Origin of the sequence: Nocardiopsis sp. FR4 (assembly GCF_009830945.1) — a bacterium.
Taxonomy (GTDB): Bacteria; Actinomycetota; Actinomycetes; order Streptosporangiales; family Streptosporangiaceae; genus Nocardiopsis.
The window spans coordinates 79,962-102,161 of record NZ_VWVV01000010.1 but is presented as its reverse complement, the minus strand read 5'-3'; the positions used below and the strand labels follow the sequence as shown (position 1 = coordinate 102,161).

Below are 22,200 nucleotides of genomic sequence, written 5' to 3'. Positions count from 1 at the left end.
ACGGCTGGATTTTCCGGAGCTTCTGGCACGTCGGACGCCGTTCGGAGGAATTCGCCGAATCTTTCCGAACGGCTCCCCCGGCGCGGTCACCCGCGGGAAGAGGGGGCCGCTGTTGTGGCGGAACTCACGCCCGCGCTCCCGCGGGGCGACGCCTCCCCCTACTTCTCCACGCGGACCTCGTAGTCCTCGATGACCGTGTTGGCGAGCAGGGTCTCGGCCAGGCGGCGGACGTCGGCCAGCCGGGCCTCGTCCGCCTCCCCCTCGACCTCGACCTCGAAGCGCTTGCCCTGGCGGACCTGCGCGATCCCCTCGAAGCCCAACCGGGAGCAGGCTCCGGCGATGGCCTGGCCCTGGGGGTCCAGGATCTCGGGCTTGAGCATGACGTCAACCACGACGCGGGCCACAGGGTCCTCCACAAGGAAACGGGTGTGCCGCACGTGCCTGCGGCGGGCGGGCCGGCCTCCACGGACTCTCGAACGGGAGGGGGCGTCGCAAGCGTACGGCACGTGGGAGTGGGTAGGCGTCCTGGCGAGGAAGCGCGCCGCGCCTTTACCGCACCCTGACCGGTGCGGGGGATGGCTTCGGGGCTCCCGTGACCCGTATCACGTCGATGGGTGTCATCATCGGAAGAGCGCGGTGGCGTCTAACAGAGTGGAAGTGACCGTCCGGTCGTCCTGAGGGGGAATCTTGACGACTATAGAAATGGACCAGGCCTCCACGACCGGTGAAACCCGTGACGAAGCGCAGACACTGGACTTCGCGACCGCGGTGACGCCGTTCGCCGACCAGCTCTACCCCACGGCGCTGAGGATGACGCGAAACCCCGCCGACGCCGAGGATCTCGTTCAGGAGACCTTCGCCAAGGCGTTCGCGAATTTCCACCAGTTCCGTGCGGGTACGAACCTGCGTGCCTGGCTTTACCGGATTCTGACCAACACCTTCATCAACGGCTACCGCAAGAAGCAGCGGGAGCCGCGCCAGGAGACCACCGACGAGATCAAGGACTGGCAGCTCGCCGCCGCCGAGGCGCACACCTCGTCCGGGATGCGGTCGGCCGAGAACGAGGTCCTGGACCACCTGCCCGACTCCGACATCAAGCAGGCGCTGTCGCAGCTGCCCGAGGAGTTCCAGGAGGTCATCTACCTCGTCGACATCGAGGGCTACGCCTACAAGGAGGTGGCCGAGCGCATGGGGACCCCGCTGGGAACGGTGATGTCCCGCCTGCACCGCGCCCGCCGCCAGCTCCGCGAGATGCTCGCCGACTACGCCCGCGACCGCGGGATGCGGGTACCCGCCGTCCCGTAGGCGGCGGTGGCTGGAGCCGCCCCGCGCTCCGGCCCCGACCGGGCGCCCCGAAGCCGGTGACCTCCGGCTCCCTCACGCGGGCGTCCCCGCTCCCTCCTCCCTCCCGTTCCCTCTCCTCCCGTCCCCGTCGCGATCCGTGCCGCGCCCGGGCCCCCTCGTGCGCCCGCGGCCTCCGGCCGCGCGCCCGTCGCCGACCGGCGCCCGGAGCGGGGCCGCGAGACCCTGCCGATGCTAGGAAGCCCTGGTAACCGCGTTGCCGTGCGGTCCTGGATCATGGGGCACGCAGCTGAAAAGTGACGCTGAGGGCTTGCGCTCTCCATGGTGAGGTCTGTCACGATATGGGGAGGGCTGTTCGCCCTCTCCCACCACCCCGGGACAGGGCGGACCGTGATCCGGCCGATCAGCGTTCACCCACGCGAATTCGGCCCCGAGAACCCGAGGAGCGACGTGTCGGATACCACCGCGCACGAGGAACCGGAGCTCATCCAGCTCCTGACACCGGAAGGGGAACTGACGGGGCACCCCGACTACCCCCTGGACATCAGCGCGGACGAGGTCCGCGCTCTCTACCGTGACCTGGTCCTGGTACGCCGGGTCGACGGTGAGGCCGTATCCCTCCAGCGCCAGGGCGAACTGGGTCTGTGGGCCTCCCTGCTCGGCCAGGAGGCGGCGCAGATCGGCTCCGGCCGCGCGCTGCGCGAGAACGACATGGCGTTCCCCTCCTACCGCGAGCACGGTGTCGCCTGGTGCCGGGGCATCGCCCCCAAGGAACTGCTCGGCATGTTCCGCGGTGTCACCAACGGCGGCTGGGACCCCCACGAGCGGGGATTCCACCTGTACACGATCGTGATCGGCAGCCAGGCGCTGCACGCCACCGGCTACGCCATGGGCGTCCAGCGCGACGGCGCCGTCGGCGGTGAGAACGGCACCGCCGTCATCTCCTACTTCGGCGACGGGGCCACCAGCCAGGGCGACACCAACGAGGCGTTCAACTTCGCCTCGGTCAACAACGCCCCCGTGGTCTTCTTCTGCCAGAACAACCAGTGGGCCATCTCCGAGCCGCTGGAGCGCCAGTCCCGCGTGCCCATCTACCGGCGCGCCGCCGGGTTCGGTTTCCCCGGCCTGCGCGTGGACGGCAACGACGTCCTGGCCTGCCTGGCCGTGACCCGCGCCGCCCTGGACAACGCCCGCGAGGGCAACGGCCCCACCCTCATCGAGGCGTTCACCTACCGGATGGGCGCCCACACCACCAACGACGACCCCACCCGCTACCGGGTGCCGGCCGAGCTGGACGAGTGGAAGGCCAAGGACCCGATCCTGCGGGTCCGCCGCTACCTGGAGCGGGGCGGCCTGGCCGACGAGGAGTTCTTCGCCTCGGTCGACGCCGAGGCCGACGAACTGGGCGCCCAGGTGCGCGCCGAGTGCCACGCCCTCGTCGACCCCGAACCGCTCGACATCTTCCACGAGGTGTACGCCGAGCCCAACGTCCACATCGACCAGCAGCGGTCCGAATTCGCCGAGTACCTCGCCTCCTTCGAGGGCGCGGAAGGGGGCCGCTAGGCCATGGGAACCAACCTCACGATCGGCAAGGCCATCAACGCGGGCCTGCGCGCCGCCATGGAGCACGACCCCAAGGTCCTGGTCATGGGCGAGGACGTCGGCAAGCTCGGCGGCGTCTTCCGGGTCACCGACGGCCTGTACAAGGACTTCGGCGCCGACCGCGTCATCGACACCCCGCTCGCCGAGTCCGGCATCGTGGGCACCGCGATCGGCATGGCCATGCGCGGCTACCGACCGGTGGTCGAGATCCAGTTCGACGGCTTCTTCTTCCCGGCCGCCAACCAGACCTTCACCCAGCTGGCCAAGATGCGCCGCCGCTCCGCGGGCAAGCTCAGCGTGCCCGTGGTCATGCGCATCCCCTACGGCGGCGGCATCGGCGCCGTGGAGCACCACAGCGAGTCCCCCGAGGCCTACTTCACCCACACCGCGGGCCTGCGCGTGGTGACGGTGGCCAACCCCGAGGACGCCTACTGGATGATCCAGCAGGCGGTGCGCTCCGACGACCCGGTCATCTTCCTGGAGCCCAAGCGGCGCTACTACGAGAAGGCCGAGGTGGACACCGAGGCCCCCATCGCCGAGGCCACCCCCATGGGCGCCGCCCGTGTGGCCCGCCCCGGCACCGACGTGACGCTGCTGGCCTACGGGCCCATGGTCAAGACCGCCCTGCAGGCCGCCGAGGCCGACACCGACCACTCCGTCGAGGTCGTCGACCTGCGCTCGCTGTCCCCGGTGGACTACCCGACCGTGTTCGCCTCGGTCCGGAAGACCGGCCGACTCGTCGTGGCGCACGAGGCGCCCCTCAGCGGCGGACCCGGTTCCGAGATCGCCGCCCGGGTCACCGAGGAGTGCTTCTACCACCTGGAGTCGCCCGTCATCCGTGTGGCCGCGTTCGACACCCCCTACCCGCAGTCCCGGCTGGAGGAGCACTACCTGCCGGACCTGGACCGGGTCCTGGACGGGGTCGACCGGGCGTTCGCGTACTAGGGATCGGGGAAACCGAAGGACATGGCGATTTCCAAGAACGAGCCCGCCGTCGACGGCGTGCGGGCGTTCCGTCTGCCCGACGTCGGAGAGGGCCTGGTCGAGGCCGAACTCCTCACCTGGTACGTCAAACCGGGTGACGAGATCAAGGTCAACCAGATGATCTGCGAGATCGAGACGGCCAAGGCCGTCGTCGAGCTGCCGAGCCCGTTCGCGGGCACGGTCCGCGAACTGCTGGCCGAGGAGGGCCAGACGGTGGAGGTCGGCGCGGTGATCATCACCGTGGACGACGGCACCGGCGGTCCGGCAGCCCCCGGCGGCCAGGCGGACGAGTCCGCCCCGGCGGGAGCGGCCCAGGACACCGAGGAGCGCGAGAAGCCGCTGGTCGGCTACGGCGAGAAGGCGGGCTCCACCAAGCGCCGTCCGCGCCGCCGGCCGACGCCCTCCGGTCCGGTGTCACCGTCCGTGCCCCGGCTCACCGAGCCCGCACCGGCGAACACGCCCGCGGCGGAGGAGACCGCGCCGGGCCCGGTTCCGGCCTCCGGCCGCGCGCTGGCCAAGCCGCCGGTGCGCAAGATGGCCCGGGACCTCGGCGTGGACCTGGCGTCGGTCACCCCCACGGGGGCGGGCGGCGTCGTCACCCGCGAGGACGTGCGGGCCGCCGCCGAGGCCGCCCAGGCCCCGGCGGCTCCCGAACCGCAGGAGGCGTCCGCGCCCCAGGCGCCTTCCCCGGCTGCCGCGGACCGCTCCGCGCGCGAGCGGCGTATCCCGGTCAGGGGGGTGCGCAAGCACACGGCGGCGGCGATGGTCGGCAGCGCGTTCACCGCGCCGCACGTGACCGAGTTCCTGCAGGTGGACGTCACCAGGACGATGGAGGCCGTGGCCCGCCTGCGGCAGCGGCCCGACTTCGCCGACGTGCGGGTGTCCCCGCTGCTGCTGGTGGCCAAGGCCCTGCTCATGGCCGTCCGCCGCCACCCGGAGATCAACGCCTCCTGGGACGAGGAGAACCAGGAGATCGTGGTCAAGGACTACGTGAACCTGGGGATCGCGGCGGCCACCGAGCGCGGCCTGGTGGTGCCCAACATCAAGGACGCCGACGCCAAGGCCCTGCCGGAGCTCTCGGCGGAGCTGATGCGGCTCACCGAGACCGCCCGGGCGGGCAAGACCAGCCCGGCCGACATGTCCGGCGGCACCATCACCATCACCAACGTCGGCGTGTTCGGCGTGGACGCGGGCACCCCGATCATCAACCCGGGAGAGGCCGCGATCCTCGCCTTCGGCCAGATCCGGGACATGCCGTGGGTGCACGAGGGTGAGCTGGCGGTCCGCAAGGTGACCACCCTGTCGCTCTCCTTCGACCACCGCCTGGTCGACGGCGAGCTCGGCTCCAAGGTGCTGCGCGACGTCGGCACCGCCCTGGAGGACCCGGAGCTGACCGCCCTGGCCTGGGGGTAGCCGCACCCGGGCCGGGCCCGCGACGGGGCCGGTGCGAGTTCTTCGCACCGGCCCCTCCCGCGAGGAGAGCCCGCCCCCCAAGGGGGAGGGGGACGGACCCCACCCCTGGGGTGTTCCCTCCGGTCGGTCACCGACACCTGGCGCCCCCGGAGGCGGGGCCCGGCGTGTCACGGGACACGGCCCGGCGCCCCCCGCCGGTCCGCGCGGACGCGGGGCCGCTCAGGAGACCATCCACACGAAGCCGTACTGGGCTCCCGTCACGACGACGGCCGCCGCGGCCAGGGCGACCACGCCGAGGTGCACCCGGTCGAGGACGCGCAGCCTCCCCCGGGCCCAGCCGAGGGCGGCGAGGGCGGCGGTGGCCAGGGCGAGCGGGGCGGCCACGGCCAGCGGCAGGGTGAGCGCGGGGGACTCGTCGAAGATCCACCGCTCCAGGGTCTGGGAGTCGAACAGGCCGTACCCGACCAGCCCCGCGCCGACCAGGCAGCTCAGCGCGGTCAGCGCGGCCAGCACCCGGCCGGCCAGGGCGTACCGGCTCCGGGGGCGGTCGAAGCGCAGGAGCGCGACCACCAGGACCAGCAGCGCCGCCCCGGCGACGACGCCGTGCGTGACCGGGCTGGTCAGCCACGTGGTCCGCTCGTAGACCTGGGTGGGGTTGGAGTCCAGGGCCAGGGCCACGGCCTCGCCCCCCTCCTCCAGGAAGACCAGCTGGTCCGAGCCGTTCTCCGCCACGAGGTGGCCCTCCCCGACCGGCAGCCACCGGTCGTCCAGCGTCATCGCGCCGCTGGCGGACAGGGTGCCGTCGCCCGCGTCCCGCACGACCACGTTGTCGAAGAGGCCGACGATCTGGGTGGGTCCGCCGACGGCTCGGCGGGTGGTCACGTAGGTGCCGGAGTAGGCGCCGAGGTCCGCCGCGGTGTCGGGTGCCCCGGAGGGCGCCTCCTGCGGCGCGAAGGTGTCGGTGAACTCCTTGGCCACCGACATGCGCAGGTCGAGCAGGGGGTTGCCCGCCGCGGTGTCGTCGCCGTTGACCGCCACGAACAGCCCGGCGTCGATCTCCGGGATGATCACGTAGGCGGCGTGCATGCCCACCAGGTCGCCGCCGTGGCCGACGACCGGGGACTCCCCGCCGCGCCACTGGTAGGTGCCGTAGCCCAGGGCGGTGGTCCGCGGGTGGATCTCGTGCTGGACGGCCGTCATGGCCTCGGCCACCCCGGCGGGCAGCACCTGCTCGCCGTCGATCCGGCCGTCCCCGAGCAGGGCGAGCATGAACCGGGCCATGTCGTCGGTCGTGGACAGGGCGGCTCCGGCGGGCGCCTGCGAGATGTACAGGTCCTCGGGCTCGGAGCCGTCGGGCAGGTGGAAGGACGGGACCGCGTGGGTTTCGCGGGCCTCGGACATCTGGAGGAACGCGCTCCCGTCCATGCCCAGCGGCGCGAACACGTGGCGGGCGACGTACTCCTCGAAGGGTGTGCCGCTCACCTCCTGCACGAGGTACCCGGCCAGGGCGCTGCCCTGGTTGGAGTAGCCGGCGAACCGGCCCGGCTCGTGGAGCTGTCCGGGGACCAGGGCCCGGGCCGTCTCGGCCAGGGTCATGTGCCGGTCGGTGTCCTCGGCGGAGGGGAAGTCGACGACGTCGCCGAAGCCCGCCGTGTGGGTGAGCAGGTGGTGCGGGGTGACGCCGTCCACGGGCAGCCGCGCGTCCTCGGGGAGGTAGGTGTTGACGTTTTCGTGCAGGTCGACGAGGCCCTGCTCGGCGAGGGTGAGGACGGCCGCCGCGGTGAAGGACTTGGACACCGAGCCCACGGGCAGGGTGTGCGCGGTGTGGTCCAGGGGCGTCCGCTCGGACAGGTCGGCGTAGCCGTGGGAGGCGGAGGCGAGCTGCTCCCCGTCGGCCACGACGGTCACGGCGACACCGGGCGCCCCGTGCTCCTCCAGCAGTTCGGCCACGCGGACCCGTGTGAACTCCTCCGCGCTCTCGGCGGTGAGCGGGACGTCCGTGGCCGCGGCGGCCGGGGCCGGCGCGTACTCGACCGGTGCGGCCGCCACCGCTCCGGGCGCCAGGGAGGCGGCGATCATGAGGGGCGCCGCCAGCAGGGGCAGGGCGCGGGGGAAGGGTGGCATCGGTACTCCCGGGGATGGCTGGGTTCGACACCTTCGAAACTAGGGACCGGAGCCGTCCGGATCACTGGCGCCGACGGGTGTTCCGGGGGTACGGGCAGCTGTACCGCGCGGGGTGCGGGCCGTGCCCGGCTAGCCGAGGAGGAAGGTGGCGGTGAACAGCACCGGGATGGTGAGGAAGGTGGTCAGCAGCACCACCTCGCGGACCATCACCTCCCCGGTCCGGTACTGGGTGGCGTAGTTGAACACGTTCTGGGCGGTGGGCAGGGCCGCCAGCACCACCACGGAGAACAGGGCGGCGGCGTCCAGGCCGAACACGAGGGAGCCCAGGAGCCACGCGGTGAGGGGCTGGACCACGGACTTGAGGGCCACGGCCGCCAGGACCGGCGCGCGGTCGGGGCCGCGGCCGGGGAACGCGCTGCCGCGCAGGGAGATCCCGAAGGCCAGCAGCATCGCCGGGACCGCCATACCGCCGATCAGGTGGAAGGGCTCCATGAGGGGTTCGGGCGGCATCCGGCCGGAGGCGGACACCGCCACGCCCGCCAGGGAGGCGATGACCACGGGGTTGCGGACCGGTGTGCCCAGCGCCCGGAGCAGGACCGGTCCCACGCCGCGGACGCCGCCGTTGCACAGGTCCAGGAGGGTGAGCCCGACCGGTGCCATGATCAGGAGCTGCGTCAACAGGACGGGCGCCACGAGGGAGGCGTCCCCCAGGACGTACACGGCGATGGGGATCCCGAGGTTGCCCGCGTTGACGTACGACGACGCGAGCGCCCCGACGGTGGCCCGGCCCACGCCCATGCGCCGGACCAGCGCGAAGACGGTGAAGGCGGTGCCCACGGCGGCCACGCTGAGCACCAGGACCAGGACCGGTGCGGACACGAGCACGGAGAGGTCGGCGTCGGCGAGGATCGTGAAGAGCAGGGCGGGGCTGGCCACGTAGAAGGCGAGCCTGGTGAGCACCTCCTTGGCCCCCGGGCCCAGGAGGGGGAGCCGCCCCAGCATGTAGCCGATGACGACGACGCTGGTGATGACACCGAAACCGATCAAGACCCCGGACAAGGGGCGCCCCCACTGCGAACGCGCGAACAACCGTGAAAACGCTATCCAAGGAGGAAGCGGGACGATACGTCGCAGGTCACATCAGGAGAGGCTTTCCGGGTCGCCGCTCGGCGGATCTCGTGGACGTCCCGCAGGGTGTCCGGGTCGAGGAAGAGGACGCTCGAACGGCTCGTGCCGAACTCGCTGACCGCGACGGTCTCCCCGAGGGGGTTGTCGGGTTTGAGGTCGCGGTGCACCAGGCCCGCCGAGTGGATCGACCGCAGGGCGTGCGCCAGGCCCAGGGCGAGCACACGCAGGAACTCCTCCGGGAAGGGCCCCTCGGACACGACGGCCTCGCGCAGGGTGGGGCCCGGCACGTACTCCGTGGCCATCCACGGCACGGGCGCGTCGGGATCGGCGTCCGTGAGCGCTGGGGTGAACGGTCCCGTGACCCTCCGCGCGGCCCTCACCCCACGGGAGAACCCGGCCCGGAACCCGGGGTCGAGAGCGAACTCCCCGCGGACCGCCTTGACCGCGACCAGAGCGCCCGAGGGCGTGCGCGCCAGGTAGACCATCCCCATACCGCCGGTTCCGAGCCGGGCGAGCGGGCGGTGGGGACCGGCGTGGGCGGGGTCTGCGGCGAGCAGGGGCTGCACGGGGTCGCTCCACGTTCGTGTGCGGGTACGCGCCGGTAGCGTACGGGGAGCGGGAGACCCCGGCCGGTGCGCGGGGGCAACGGCCCTCTCAGTCCCCGGCGGACGCGCTGGGCTCGGCGGAGGGCTCGGCTTCCTCTTCCCCGGCTTCCTCCTCGGCCTCGGCGGCCGCCTCCTCCTCGGCCTGGCGCTCGGCCTCGGCGCGTGCGGCGGCGCGTGAGGTGCACACCTCCTCCGAGGCGGCGGCCGAGCCGTCCACGGCCACCACCGTGAAGCAGTACTCCATGACCGCGTCGGCGGTGACGATCTGCGCGGAGACCACACCGGGCCCGGTCCGGGCCAGGGTGAGCGGTTCGTGACCGCTGAGTCCGCCCAGTACGAAGAACGAGGCGGTGCCGCCGCTGTTGTCGGTCCAGGACAGCTCGACGGAAGCGAGGCCGTCCGACAGCAGGACCCCGGACGGTGCCGGGACCGGGGGCGGTGCCGAGGGCGTGACGACCGGTGCGGCGGTCTCCTCCGCGGCCACCGGCTCCGGCTCGGCCTGCTCCTCGGCGGCCGCCACCCCGGGGGCCTGGGAGCCGGACGCGGCGAGCACACTGGAGACGCTCGTGACCAGCAGAATGCCGCACACGCTCACGGCGATGTGGAGGTGGCGCCGCCACCGTGCCTGTTCCAGTTCGGGTTCGCCCGAGGGCCCCCACTCGGGCGCGTCCGTCTCCGTGCCGGGGGGGTCCTCGTCCACGGGGAGCGCGGAGGACTCGGCGGTCCCGGTCCAGCCCTCCAGGCGGGACCAGGCGCGCAGGGCGGAGATCTCCTCGCCGCGCAGCTTGGCCATCATGATCTCGGCCGTGCCGCCCGCGTCCGTGGCGGGGATCCGGCTCCCCTCCAGCCCGGTGGGCTGGTGCGGGGCGCTTCCGGAACCCGTGCGCGGGGAGGGGCGCGGCGGGCGCCTCCGGTCGGGGGGACCCTGTTGGCCGACCGGCAGGTGCTGGACCGGACCCTCCGGGAACCGGGGGCCCTCCGGCGGGGCCTGGGGCCCGCCGGCCGGGACGGCCGGTGCCGGGGGAGTTCCCGGTGCGGTCGGGGCGTGCGGGGCATGGGAGCCCGAAGACGGGAACCAGGCAGCGGTGGCGGCGTCCCGCGGTCCTGAAGGCGGTGTCTGCGGAGTCTGGGGTCCGGTGCCTGGCGGGAACGGAGACGCCGGAGGAGGCGGGTGGGGAATCTGCGAGCCCGTCCCCGGCGCGGCTCCGCTCTGGTGGTGGGCGGCGTAGGGCGGGGGCGGGAACGACGCGCCGGAACGCGCGTCGTGCTGGCCCGTCGGCTGTGTTCCGGGCGGGGAGGCCGGGGCCTGCGGTCCGTGCGCGGTGCCCTCGGTTCCGACCGCGGGGGCCTGCGGTGCGGACAGGGGTGTCTGGGCACCCGACACGGGGTTCTGGGCGCCGGGGAAGGGCGTCTGGGGCCCGGATCCGGGGCGCTGGACCTCGGAGAGGGGGCCCTGGGCACCGGAAACGGGATTCTGGGGCCCGGGCAGGGGAGCGCGGGCGTCCGACACGGAGCTCTGCGGTCCGGACGCCGGGGTCTGGGCCCCGCTGAGCGGTTTCTGCCCCCCGGTGGCACCCGACAGCGTCGTCGCGGGCTTGGACGTGCGCGCCTGCTCGAAGGCCGAGGCGAAGGCCGCCGCCGTCTCGAAGCGCTCCTCGGGCAGCTTGGACAGCGCGCGCGTGAGCACCCCGCGCAGCTTGCGCGAGATGTCGGAGCGGGGCACGGGCCTGGGGTCCTGCGCCAGCACCCGCTCCGCGTAGGCGGCGGGGTCGAACGGGGTTCCGTCCGTGGTGGAGAAGGGGGTGTGACCGGCCAGCATCGTCCAGATGGTGGACGCCAGCTGGTAGACGTCCGAGGCGGGGGTGCGCGGTCCTCCCCGCAGGGCCTCCGGCGGGGAGTGCAGGAACGACTCCGAGCGCGGATCGGGCGGGGGCGCGGCCTCCCCGGAGGGCCGGACGGAGCCGAAACCGGTCAGCACCGGTGTGCGGCCCGCGCGCAGGATGTTGCCGGGGCAGACGTCGTTGTGCAGCAGGCCGCGGCCGTGCATGGAACCCAGGGCCGCGGCCGCGCTGCGGGCGACCGCCGCGGCCTCCTGGATCGGAGCGGGGCCCCTCCGGGCGAGCATGTCGCCGAAGGAGCCGTCCGCGTAGAACGGCAGCACCACGAACAGGTCACCGTCGGCGGTGGTTCCCGCGTCCAGGAGGGGGACCACGCCGGACACCCCGCTGAGGTCGCGCAGATGGTTCAGCTCGGCGCGGCCCAGGGGTTCGGGGAGGACCTTGAGTACGACGTCGGCGCCGCTCGTGGAGCGGGTGGCCCGCACGATCCGGGCCCGGCGCCCCCGCCGGAGCAGGGCGGAGGCCTCGTACCCCGGTGCCCAGGCGGTGTTCTCGGAGCCGGACATGAGAGAGCGACCCCCTGTGGTGTTCGTGGTGGAGGATCCTCCGTCCGAGGAGGAGGGAGGGTGTGACGCCGGGTGCTACGGGTTCTGGGGCAGCGGAGGGGCCTCGGTGGCCGCACCCTGGCCCACCTCCTGGCGGATGCCGAACCCCCGCTCCTCGTTGACCTCCTGCTGCCTGCCGAACGCCCCGATGAGGGCGATGACCCCGCAGATGAGCGCGACGAGGATGAGCCCGCCGATCACCGCGGGCCACACCTGCTGACGCCGGCGCCAGTACCGGCTCGATCCGTACAGCAGGGCCGAACGCAGCTGGCGGTGGCGCAGGGCGTCCGCCTGGAGGACGTACTTCTCCTCGTTCGGAGTGAAGTGGAACGCCTCGGGGAGCTGCGGTTCGGGATCCGCGGGAGCGGACGACGGGGACGGTGAGGACATCTCCGCTCAGCCTACTAGAACAGTCCGTCGAGGTAGCGGGTCAGCCGGCCGTAGTTGTCCGCGGTTTCGCTGGTCGCGGCGATCACCTTGGCGAAGGCGGCGTTGACCTCGGAGAAGTGGGTGTCGAACTCGGAGGCCTTGGCCTGGAACTGGGAGCTGCCGGATCCCTCCCACTGGCTGACCGTGGACTCGGACTGCTCGTTGATCTGGCTCATGATCGCGGTGAAGCGACCGAGGTGGGCCTGCTGGTCCTCGGCCAGGCCCTGCAGGCCTGAGACGTCGCCGAACACGTCGAACTGGGCGCCCATGGGGAAACCTTTCTCGGAGGAGGTGGAGCGGAGGGGAACGGGCTCAGGCGTTGACCGGCCTGGACATGGCACCGAGGTCGTTGCCGGCCGCGCTGAACTGGTCGCTGGAATTGGCGTCGGTCCGCGTGAACTCCTGCTGGCCCTCGTTGAGCTTGATGCCGTTCTGGCCGCACCAGGTCATCAGTTCCTCGAAGCGGTTGGAGAGCTCTTCCTGGGCTTCCTGGAACCTGGCGAGGGCTTCGCCCTGCAGGGAGTTCCCGGAGCTGCTCAGGTCCTGGAGGAGCTGGTTGACCTGGGTGCGGATGTTGTCCGATTCCTGGCCGAGCTGTTCGCCGCCCGTCGCGAGGCTGTTGACGTTTTCAAGACCGACGTAGGACATCTGGACCCTTCCGAGGTCGTGAGGGTGGGGGCTCCTGCTTCCCGGGCCGCTTTCCGCGTAGAGCTGGAGGTGCGTGGGGCCACGGTAGAGAGCGGAGATTAAGGACGATAGTAAGGATCGCACCTCTCGGTCAACGGAGCGGCGCTCCTGGTGACACCGTGCGCCGGGTGAGAATCCTTCGCGCGCGCCAGGTGAACCGGAAGCGCCTCCGGGGCACCGGAGGCGCACCAGGAGGCCCTTCCTCCCCGTTCCGCGCCCGGGCCTCCCCCTGCCCGCGGTTCGCGGCCGTGCCCGCTGCGGTGCGCGGACGCTCCAGAGGTGGGTTGGCCACTTCCGGCCACGGGTGCCCGTCCCCGGTTTCGGGTCCCCGCGGAGCGCGCCGCGGGTCCGGGCGCCGTCACGGGCGTCCGTCGCCGCAGTCGACGTAGTCGGCGATGCTGGCCGTGTATGCGTCGTGGCTGTCGAGGGTGCCCCAGAACTCGTCCATGTAGGTGTCGACGAGTTCCCGGCCGCCGACGGGTTCACCGCACCAGGTGACCTCGTCGAAGTTGGTGGCGTCGACCAGGGAGCCGTCGACCTCCGAGAGGCCGTTGACCTCTTCGGTCCGCCACTCGTCCTTGTCGAATTCGACGGAGTATCCGTCTTCGGTCTCTTTGATGATCCCGGCCTCGAAGAGCGCGTTCTGACTACCGGTTATTTTTTCGGCGTCTTCTTCTGGCTCGTTCTCGGTGATCATGCGGTCGAGGATGTGCAACATGACCTCACGCTCGACCCAGGACTCGGAAACGTAGTCCGGCGGTGGTCCTTCGCCTTCGTTCTCGGGTTCGGAGGCGGAGCATGCGGTCAGGGTCGCGAACATGGACAACGCGGCCGTCAGGAAGGCGAGCGGTCGTCCTTCACGGCGAGTCAACGGTTCCTCCGGAAGCGGATCGGATGCGGTGTCGGTGCGGTGGCCCACCAGTTCGTTACTTCTCGGATTCTCCGTCCGGCTTGCGGAAGCCTTCGACGTCGCCGTTGAAGTAGTCTCTCGTCTTGCCGTAGGAGTTCATGTACTCGGTGGTGAAGTCGGCCACCCACGCGTCGCTGGAGTCGTCGCGTTGGACGGTGTCCCCGAACCTGTCGACGTACTCGGCGTTGACGCGGGTCGTGTCCATGATGTTGGAGAGCGCGTCATCGACGGCGCTGAGGTCGTCGGCTACGAACCGGGACCAGTCACCCTTGGTGACACTGACCGTGACGTCCTGGTCGAAGGCGAAGTCGTTGGTGACGTCGGAGGCGTCGAGCACCCGGCCGTCGCGTTCGACGGTCACCACGCCGCTGTCGACCAGAACCCTGAAGTCCCCGCGCTGTGTGTCTTCCTGGAATGCTCGGGGGTCGCTCTGCGCCAGGTAGTCCAGAGTTTCCATTCGGAAGTTCCGGTTGACGGAGTCCTCACTGGTGTAGACGGGGAATCGGGGGGAGACATCGTATTCACCGCTGACGATGGCGTTCACGATACTCTCCTGGCCGAGGTCCAACCCCTTGGAGACGGCCGTGCCGATGACCGGAATCTTCTCGGACAGGCCCGCTGCCTCACCCACCACGAAATCCGCGATCTCCTTCTGGCGGTCGATCTGCTCGTCGAGGTCGGCGCTGCGGTTCTCCGACTCCAGCCACAGGGCCCGCTCCAGCAGTCCCTGGAGTTGCCCGGAGCCGCGCGCGGAGATCGTCTCGTTTCCGGTTTCCAGAAAGGCGAGTGACTCGATCTGCTGGTAGGCGTCGACGGAGTTGACAACGCGTCCGGCGGTCTCGTCGTTGCCCATGAGGAGCTGCATGTACATGGCCCGCTCGTCGGGTCCCATGTTCACGAAGCTTCTGTCCGGGTCGAAGTCGCCGATGCCCTGGTTCGGCTGGTCGTTGCCGTCCAGCACGTCCCCCTTGGCGAAGCTGTAGATGTGCGCGTCGAAGATGTCGGCGAGGCTGTCGGCCAGCGCCCCGTTGAACTGGGTGAACGAGGCGTTGGAGTACTCGTTCTCCCCCTCGGTGACGTCCACGCCGGTGTTGGTGAGGGCCTCGTGCATGTCCGGGTCGGTGATGGTCTCCATGAACCCGGCGAAGGCGTCCCCGGCCCGTCGGCTCACGTCGGGGTCCTCGCTGTGGAGGTCCTCGGCCAGCCAGTCGGTGAGCTGGCGCGCGGTGTGGCCGTCGTCGTGCCACTCGGTGGTGAACACGCCCTCCAGGGCGCGCTCCCGGTAGTGGTCGTTGGACTCCATGCCCGGTTCCTCGTGGAGGTGCTCACCGGTGAGCATGTAGTAGTTGGCGTCCCTGTTGCGGCTGGCCACGTCGAGCAGCGTCCCCATCTCCTCCTGGGAGGGCATTCCGTCCCCCTCCCTGCCGCCCCACATCTCCAGGTGCAGGCCGGTGACCAGGTGGAGGTTGGCGGACAGCTCGTAGCCGCCCTCCAGGTTGGCGTCCGTGTGGGCGAACAGCTCCGACAGCGTGCTCCAGTTCTGCCAGGCGTCCACGTCCAGCGGGACGACCTTGTCCTCGTCGCCGTGGTTCAGGTAGACCCCCTCCACGCCGTGGCGCACGGACGCGGGCAGCATGTCGTAGCCCCCGCCCAGCCTGGTGTCGGAGAGGGCGAGCAGGCCGTCGCCGATGGCTCCGAGGGCGGACTCCCGGTCCTCGGCTGAGAACCCGGCGTTCTCCATGAGGTTGGGGATGGCGAGGATTCCCTGGTTGGGCAGCCCCCTCATGTTGGGGAGGTCGCCCTCCAACCGGGCGTAGAACTCCTCCAGGAACTCGATCTCCCCGTCGCTGAGCTCGGTGCCGTTCCGCTGGTTCTGCCGGGCGCTGGTCCCCACCATCGAGAGCACGAGCATGATCTCGTGGTAGCGGTCGTCCAGCGGCTTGTCACCGGACCAGTAGGCGGCCAGCTCCTCGGCGAACTCCTCGGCGTTCTCGGGGGTGAGCTCCCGGTCCTCGATGAGCGAGGCGTAGCGGGAGGGGTCGAGGCTGAGGAAGGCCCGGTTGGCGTTGCCCGCCTCGATGAGCTTGCGGACGTTCTCCGGGGTCGGACCCTGTTCGAGCATGGTCCGGACCTCCTCGGCGCCGTCCTGGAGGCGCTGCCAGTTGGTCTGCTCGCGGGTGCTGAGCTCCTCCTGCACGGCGGAGAGTTCGTCGTAGAGGGTACGGCACCGCTGTTCGTCCCCGGCGCCCCAGTCCGTCCACCAGAAGCCGTCGACCTCGGGGTGGGTCGAGGTGATGTGGTCGTCCTGGTACTTGGCGGGGACCGCGTTCTCCTTCGCCGTCCTGCTGCTCTCCCAGGTGGTGATCTGGGCGTCGCGCTCCTCGTGGAACGCCTTGACGGTGTCCGCCCACATCTCGGCGACCGAGGCGGCGTAGGTGACGGAGACGGCGGCGTCCCGCCAGTTCTGCAGGTCCTCCTCGGACAGGCTCCGGATGTCCCAGGCGATGAGGTCGGTGAACTCGCGCGCCGCCGAGTCGAAGCTCCCGTTGAGGTCGTCGGCTCGGCCGAGGAGGCGCGCGTTGAGGATCTCCAGGTCAGCGGCGCAGTCGTACACGGGCTTGGAGTCGTAGTAGAACTCGCGGGGGAAGAAGATAACGGAGAAGGTTGCCACGGTCTTCCTCGGAGGGGCGGGGGCGGGCGTGCGCGGGGCAGGGCGGCGGGCGGTGCTGTCAGTTCTCGAAGTTGATGTCCCGGTGGGACTCCCAGGGGTGGTCGAAGCCCTCCGAGCTGTCCAGGTCGTTGCGCGCGATCTCCCCCGCGCCCGCCTGGACGTTGTCGGCCAGCGCCAGCCCGAGCGCCTGGACGTCGATCAGGGCCTGGGCGGCGTCCTCCTTGAACGCCGTGAACCCGGCTCTGACGTCGTCGTGGCCGGAGGCCCTCCCCGCGTCGTCCAGGAGGATGTCGAAGGCGTCGGCGATTCCCGCCATGGCGGACGCGAGCGTCTCGGCGTACTCGCCGCCCTGCATCCCCTCGATCGGGTTGCCGCCCGCTTCGTTGGTCATGTGGGGGTCTCCTCGTTCTCGAAGACGGGGTCCGCGGGGAGGAGCGCGGCGCCCTCCGCGCACGGGAAGCCCGTCGGCGCGCGCGGGTCGGGCCCGCGGGACGGGAGGCACGGGCGAGGGCGGGGGCAGGGGTCGCCGCGGTGCCCGGGGGTCCTGGGGATGCTACCGGTACGGGTGCCGTGTGTGTACCGCCTGTTCCCGGATGTTCTCCTCTGTTCACGGGGAGTCGGACCCGTGGTGAAGCACCCCCTTCCCGGCCGTCGGCCCCCGTCGGCTCAGCCGGAGGGGCTGGCGCCGGGGTCGGCCTCCGCCGGTTCCGCGGCCCAGCGCACGGCCAGCGGCCACCCGTCCATGGACGCGTCGTGGAAGCGGGGGAAGGCCTCGGCGGTCTCCGTCACCTCGCCGTCCGCCAGGCCGACCCGGAACCAGGCCTCGGCGGTCTGGAGCAGGACCGCGTCGCGTTCGGGTGAGGGCGCGTACTGCACCACGGGCCCGTCGGCGTTCTCCAGCAGCCGGGTGGCGGTGTGCCCCTCGCCTTCCACCCGGACCAGGTACGCGCCGGCCGGGGGCTCACCGGTGGTGGCCTCGGGGCGCAGCAGCGCGGTGCCCTCGCCCCACACCAGGGGGTTGTCGAAGGTCTGCCACTGGCCGCCGTCGACGTTGAGGGTCGCGTTGACCACGCTCCCCGCCGTCTCGCGCACCACCAGGCTGCCCCCGCCGGAGCCGTTCCTCTGCTGGGTCGGCACGCTGTTGCGGATGTGCAGCGCCCCGTCCGGGGTGAGCGCCCAGTCGCTGGGCCGCTGGTTCTCGCCCAAGGCGAGGCTGCCCTCCTGGTTGGGGGTGCCGCCCGGTGCCTCCAGCGGCACCGACAGCACCTGCGGGGGCGCGCCGTCCTGGGTGTTGTCGGAGACGAACCACAGCCGCTCGCCGTGCACGACGGGCTGGGACAGGACCTCGTTCGCCGAGGGGGTGACGGATTCGACCGGCTGGTAGGAGACCTCCTCCGCCCCGGCCTCCTCCGGTTCGGTCAGGACGGCGAGGTGCACGGCGTTGGGCTCCGCGGTCGCGTAGACGAAGAAGGTCCAGTCCTCGGAGAACTGGGAGTGCACCGGCAGGTTCGGCGCCATCGGGTCGACCGCGCCCTCGGGCAGCGTGATCCGGTGTACCGGCTGCCCCGTCTCTGGGTCGTGGAAGACCAGCACCTGGTCGGTCTCGGGGTCCCCGCCCTCGAAGCCCCGGTGCAGCAGGACGAGGCCGGACGGCCCCGCCCCGGCCGGTTCCTCCGCGGTCTCGGCGGGGCCGTCGGAGCCGCCCGAGGTGTCGGCGCACGCGGTGGGGGCGAGCAGGCACACGGCCGTGGCCAGGGCGAGGGGACGCCGCATGGAGCTGCCTTTCGGGGAACGAGGGGCACGGAGGTGAACGGGGGACACGGGGCGGGATCCACCCCAAGGGTGTCATGGTTCGGTTCGGAACGGCGTAGCCGCGGTCCGGACGGGACGGCCCGGAAGCCGTCCCGTCCGGGGTCCGGCGGTCACGCGGGGGGCTCGCTCCAGCCCACCTGGACCAGGTCCGGGCGCTGGCCGCGCCGGGCCAGCTGGGCGCGGCCGACGGGCAGCTGCCTGGACGCGGTGCCGTTGGCCAGGCGGCCCTCCATGCGGTCGCCGGAGAACAGCATGCCGGGCGTGGCCATGTCGTTCAGCGCCTGCAGCACCGGTTCGAACATGGCCCGCGCCGCCCCGCCCGTGCGGCGTGCCGCGATGACGTGCAGGCCCAGGTCGGCGCCCTGCGGGATGAACGGCGCCAGCGGGGCGAGCGGGTTCGCGCGGGAGCCGAGCATGTCCATGTCGTCCACCACGATGTACAGGTCCAGGCCCTTCCACCAGCTGCGCTCCCGCAGCTGCTTGGGGGTCACGTCCGGACCGGGCAGGCGCTCCTTCAGGGAACCCGCGAGGTTGGTCGCGACCGCCTTGGTCTGCTCCGCGCTCGTGCAGTACGCCAGGAGGTGCTCCTCGGGCACCAGTTCCAGGTGGCTGCGCCGGAAGTCCACCATGACCACGCCGATCTCCGAGGGCGGGCGCTGCGTGATCTGCCGGACCAGGCCGCGCAGGAGGGCGGTCTTGCCGGTCTGCGGGTCGCCGAACACCACCAGGTGCGGGTCCCGCTCCAGGTTCGTGGTGACCGGCGCCAGCGTGCTCTCGGCCAGGCCCAGCACCAGCTCGTTGTCGCGGCGGCCCCGGGGCTTGCGGCGGCCCTTGAGCAGGTCCTCCAGCTCCACCTTGGCGGGCAGGGTCTTGACGCCCTGGACGGCCTTCTGCGGCCACCGCTCGCCGACCCGCTTGATCAGGTCGCGGATCCCGTCGGTGACGTCCTCGTCGCTGGCCGAGCCGTCCACCCGGGGCAGCGCCACGTGCGTGTGGTGCTCCTCCGAGGTCAGGCCGCGCCCCGGGGTGTCCTTGGGCAGCGCCTCGGCGACCTTGCGGCCCAGGCCCGAGTCCATCGGGTCGCTCAGCCTCAGCTCGAACCGGCCGCCGAACAGCGCCTGGAGCCGGGAGCGCACCTGGGAGGAGGCCGCGCCGGTCAGGATCGTGTGCACGCCCAGGGACGGGCCGCGCGTCGCGATGTCCATCAGGACCTCGTCGGCCTCGTCGAAGGTGTCGCGCACCGAGGACCAGCCGTCGATCATGAGGAACAGGTCGCCCACCACGTTCGCGGGGACCCTGCCGTCCGCGCGGGCCTGGCGCAGCGCGGCGGGCGAGTCCAGCTTGTACTTGCGGAACACGCGCTGGCGCCGGTCCAGCTGGGCCCGCACGTCCACCAGCACCCGCTGCGCCTTCTCCGGGTCGGCCCGTCCGGCCACACCCGCCACCTGGGGCAGCTCCTCCATCGCCTGGAGCGCTCCGCCGCCGAAGTCGATCGCGTACACGCCCACCCGGCCCGGCGGGTACCGCCAGGCCAGGCTGGCGATCACCGTGCGCAGCAGCGTCGACTTTCCGGACTGGGGCCCGCCCAGCACGATGAGGTTGCCCTCGGCGCCGGTGAAGTCCAGCTCGGCCGGGATGACCCGCTGCTCGCGGGGGATGTCGGTCAGGCCGATGACGGCGCGCATCTCCGCCGGGTCCGGCTCGGTGCCGGCGCCCTCCAGGTCCCCGCCCTCGCCCAGGTCGGTCAGCACCCGGTCGAGGGTGAGCAGCTCCGGCAGCGGCTCCAGCCAGATCGGCCGCACCTTCGGCGCGCCCGAGGCGACCAGCCGGTCCACGGTGACCTGCAGCGTGGTGCGCTTGTCCTCCTTGGGCCGGGACTCCTCGCTCCTGGAGTGGGCCGCCTCCACCAGCGACTCCACCAGCGAACCGGCTCCGGTCACCTTGTTCAGCCCGTTGAAGGAGAGCAGGGGCAGCACCGGGGCGTGCTCCTCCTTCTCCTCCCTGGCCGGGGGCTCGTAGGGCTGGGACACCATCGCGGCCTTGAACCGCTCGAAGACCGAGGTGTCCACCTTCAGGTAGCCCGAACCCGGCTCGGGTGGCAGGTGGTAGGCGTCGCCCACGCCGATGGCCTCGCGGCTCTCCGCCTCGGAGAACGTGCGCAGACCCACGCGGTAGGACAGGTGCGACTCCAGGCCCTTGAGCTTGCCCGACTCCAGGCGCTGGGTGGCCAGCAACAGGTGCACGCCGATCGACCGGCCGATCCGGCCGATGGCCACGAACAGCTCGGCGAAGTCCGGGTGCGCGGTGAGCAGCTCGGAGAACTCGTCGATGATGATCAGCAGGTGCGGCAGCGGCTCCAGGTCGGGGTTGTCCTCCCGGGCCGCCTCGTAGGCGTGCAGGTTGGGCAGGTTGCCCGCGTCCTTGAGGATCTGCTGGCGGCGCACCAGCTCACCGAAGGTCGCCTCGCGGAACCGCAGGACCAGCGAGTCGTCGTCGGCCAGGTTCGTGATCAGCCCCGCGCTGTGCGGGAGCCGGTCGGTGTCGGCGAAGGTCGCGCCGCCCTTGAAGTCCACGAGCAGCAGGGCCAGGGACTCCGGGGAGTGGTTGATCACGAGCGACGCCACCATGGTGCGCAGCATCTCCGACTTGCCCGAACCCGTGGCGCCGACCACCAGGCCGTGCGGGCCCATGCCGCCGAAGGCCGACTCCTTCAGGTCCAGCAGGACCGTGTTGCCGCTGGGGCCCACACCGATGGGCACCCGCAGGTAGTCGCCGGTGCTGCGCCTGCGCCAGGTCTGCCGCGTGTCCAGCTGGGCGACGTCGGCCACGCCCAGGATCTCGGGCAGGCCCACGGTGGCGTGCATGGCGTCGTCGCTGTCGGTGGCGGCGATGCCGTACGGGGCCAGGATCCGCGCCAGGGTGGTCATGTGGGCGACGCCGGCCCGGTCCGCCCGGCCGTCGAGCGGCGCGGCGTCCTCGTCGGCGGCCGGGTTCTCGGCGTCCTCCCGCAGGGTGCCGTCCGCGTCGATCTCCAACCGCAGGTCCACCGCCTCCGGCTCCTCCCGCCGGTCCGCGACCAGGGCGATGACGTGGATGCCCAGGTCGGCCAGGGAGATCACCGGCGGCTCGGCGTGCAGGCCGGACAGCGTCGACTGGTACTCGCCGTCCAGGACGACGACCAGCCGCTGGGTGCCCGGGCCGGGCGGGGCGCCCCGGCGCCGCTGCAGGTCGATGGTGCGCCGCTCGACCTCGTCGGCGAGGAGTTCGGCGATCTGCACGGTGTTGACCGCCACGAACCTGGCGGGCATCGGCCCGTCCTTGGCGTCGTCGAAGGTGTTGTGCGGCAGCCACTTCAGCCACTCCCACCGCGACCGCAGCTTGTTGTCGCGCACCACGCCGATCCGCAGGTCGTGCGGGGAGTGGAAGGTGGCCATCTGGGCGATGAGCGCGCGGGCCAGGCTCCGTCCCGCCGCGCGGTCGCCGACGATCGACACCACGCCGTGCTCGCGCAGCGGTACGACCAGCGGCATCTCCGGCACCTGCGCGTACAGCTCGATGAGCTGGTCGGCCGAGCCCTGGCAGACGGGGTCGTAGACGATCAGCGGCGAGGAGGTGTCGACCTTGAGCTTGAGCCGCCGCGCCAGGGGGCGCGTCCCCGTGCCCGCGCGCAGGTCGAGGAAGTCCGGGTCGGAGGCCCGCCGCTCCCACCGGCGGGCCCGCGACCGGGCCGGTTCGAGGAGCAGCTGCGGGTCGGGGTGGCGGAAGGCGTTGTCGGCGCGCTGGACCGAGGCCACGTCCCGGACGATCTCGCGCAGCTGGTCGAGGTAGTCGACGTAGCGCTCGCGCTGTTCGCGGATGCGCTTGCGCGGACCGTTGTGCTGGGCGACGAACATGATGATGCCGACCACCACGCTGGCCATCATGATCATCACGCCGGCCACGGCCATCAGCGGCCGGTGGCCCATGGTGATGGACATCAGCAGGGAACCCGAACCGGTGATGATCGGCATGATGATCATCGCGCCGGAACTCGACGCCGGGGGGTTCTCCGGCATCTGCGGCGGCGTCGCGATGACGAGAGGGGTGTTCC

The 22,200-nt window shown here is 71.8% G+C and carries 17 protein-coding genes; 4 read left to right on the top strand and 13 right to left on the bottom strand.

The window, feature by feature from the left end; all coding sequences use genetic code 11:
• Positions 1-158: 158 nt before the first annotated feature.
• The gene (purS, locus tag FYW95_RS11850; protein WP_159944745.1) at positions 159-404 is read right to left on the bottom strand and encodes a phosphoribosylformylglycinamidine synthase subunit PurS; all 246 of its coding nucleotides are present in this window, start codon (positions 402-404) and stop codon (positions 159-161) included.
• Positions 405-687: 283 nt separating this feature from the next.
• On the opposite strand from purS, the gene FYW95_RS11845 reads away from it, so the two are divergent.
• The 4 genes from FYW95_RS11845 (at position 688) to FYW95_RS11830 (ending at position 5,301) form a co-directional block, all read left to right on the top strand.
• Positions 688-1,305, top strand: coding sequence for a sigma-70 family RNA polymerase sigma factor (locus tag FYW95_RS11845; protein ID WP_159944744.1), 618 nt, complete (start codon positions 688-690; stop codon positions 1,303-1,305).
• Between the two features lie 447 nt (positions 1,306-1,752).
• Positions 1,753-2,865, top strand: coding sequence for a pyruvate dehydrogenase (acetyl-transferring) E1 component subunit alpha (gene pdhA / locus FYW95_RS11840; protein WP_159944743.1), 1,113 nt, complete (start codon positions 1,753-1,755; stop codon positions 2,863-2,865).
• Positions 2,866-2,868: 3 nt separating this feature from the next.
• On the top strand, positions 2,869-3,849 hold the full coding sequence (locus FYW95_RS11835) for an alpha-ketoacid dehydrogenase subunit beta (protein ID WP_159944742.1): 981 nt from the start codon (positions 2,869-2,871) through the stop codon (positions 3,847-3,849).
• 21 nt (positions 3,850-3,870) lie between these two features.
• Positions 3,871-5,301, top strand: coding sequence for a dihydrolipoamide acetyltransferase family protein (locus tag FYW95_RS11830; protein WP_159944741.1), 1,431 nt, complete (start codon positions 3,871-3,873; stop codon positions 5,299-5,301).
• 219 nt (positions 5,302-5,520) lie between these two features.
• Here FYW95_RS11830 and FYW95_RS11825 read toward each other — a convergent pair whose 3' ends face one another.
• The 12 genes from FYW95_RS11825 to eccCa all read right to left on the bottom strand — a co-directional run bounded on the left by FYW95_RS11825 (position 5,521) and on the right by eccCa (position 22,183).
• A complete protein-coding gene (locus FYW95_RS11825) occupies positions 5,521-7,425 on the bottom strand; it encodes a serine hydrolase domain-containing protein (RefSeq protein ID WP_236568017.1) in 1,905 nt (634 codons plus the stop codon).
• 129 nt (positions 7,426-7,554) lie between these two features.
• Positions 7,555-8,484 carry an AEC family transporter gene (locus FYW95_RS11820; RefSeq protein ID WP_159944740.1) on the bottom strand — a complete coding sequence of 310 codons (930 nt, stop codon included), beginning with the start codon at positions 8,482-8,484 and terminating at the stop codon, positions 7,555-7,557.
• Positions 8,485-8,525: 41 nt separating this feature from the next.
• Positions 8,526-9,119 carry a protein kinase domain-containing protein gene (locus FYW95_RS11815; RefSeq protein WP_160050344.1) on the bottom strand — a complete coding sequence of 198 codons (594 nt, stop codon included), beginning with the start codon at positions 9,117-9,119 and terminating at the stop codon, positions 8,526-8,528.
• Between the two features lie 88 nt (positions 9,120-9,207).
• Positions 9,208-11,562 (bottom strand): serine/threonine protein kinase, encoded by a 2,355-nt coding sequence (locus FYW95_RS11810; RefSeq protein ID WP_159944738.1) that lies wholly within the window; start codon positions 11,560-11,562, stop codon positions 9,208-9,210.
• Between the two features lie 75 nt (positions 11,563-11,637).
• Positions 11,638-11,991, bottom strand: a complete 354-nt coding sequence (locus FYW95_RS11805; protein ID WP_159944737.1) for a hypothetical protein — start codon at positions 11,989-11,991, stop codon at positions 11,638-11,640.
• A gap of 14 nt (positions 11,992-12,005) precedes the next feature.
• Positions 12,006-12,299 carry a WXG100 family type VII secretion target gene (locus FYW95_RS11800; protein ID WP_159944736.1) on the bottom strand — a complete coding sequence of 98 codons (294 nt, stop codon included), beginning with the start codon at positions 12,297-12,299 and terminating at the stop codon, positions 12,006-12,008.
• Between the two features lie 43 nt (positions 12,300-12,342).
• Positions 12,343-12,678 carry a hypothetical protein gene (locus FYW95_RS11795; RefSeq protein WP_159944735.1) on the bottom strand — a complete coding sequence of 112 codons (336 nt, stop codon included), beginning with the start codon at positions 12,676-12,678 and terminating at the stop codon, positions 12,343-12,345.
• A 397-nt stretch (positions 12,679-13,075) separates the two neighbouring features.
• Positions 13,076-13,636, bottom strand: a complete 561-nt coding sequence (locus FYW95_RS28155) for a hypothetical protein (protein ID WP_236572174.1) — start codon at positions 13,634-13,636, stop codon at positions 13,076-13,078.
• A 7-nt stretch (positions 13,637-13,643) separates the two neighbouring features.
• A complete protein-coding gene (locus FYW95_RS11785) occupies positions 13,644-16,298 on the bottom strand; it encodes a TPR repeat domain-containing protein (RefSeq protein ID WP_159944734.1) in 2,655 nt (884 codons plus the stop codon).
• Between the two features lie 58 nt (positions 16,299-16,356).
• Complete coding sequence (locus FYW95_RS11780; protein ID WP_159944733.1) at positions 16,357-16,689, bottom strand: hypothetical protein; 333 nt, start codon at positions 16,687-16,689, stop codon at positions 16,357-16,359.
• Positions 16,690-16,964: 275 nt separating this feature from the next.
• Positions 16,965-18,071, bottom strand: a complete 1,107-nt coding sequence (locus FYW95_RS11775; RefSeq protein WP_159944732.1) for a hypothetical protein — start codon at positions 18,069-18,071, stop codon at positions 16,965-16,967.
• A 149-nt stretch (positions 18,072-18,220) separates the two neighbouring features.
• Positions 18,221-22,183, bottom strand: coding sequence for a type VII secretion protein EccCa (gene eccCa, locus FYW95_RS11770; protein WP_370462987.1), 3,963 nt, complete (start codon positions 22,181-22,183; stop codon positions 18,221-18,223).
• Positions 22,184-22,200: the final 17 nt, after the last annotated feature.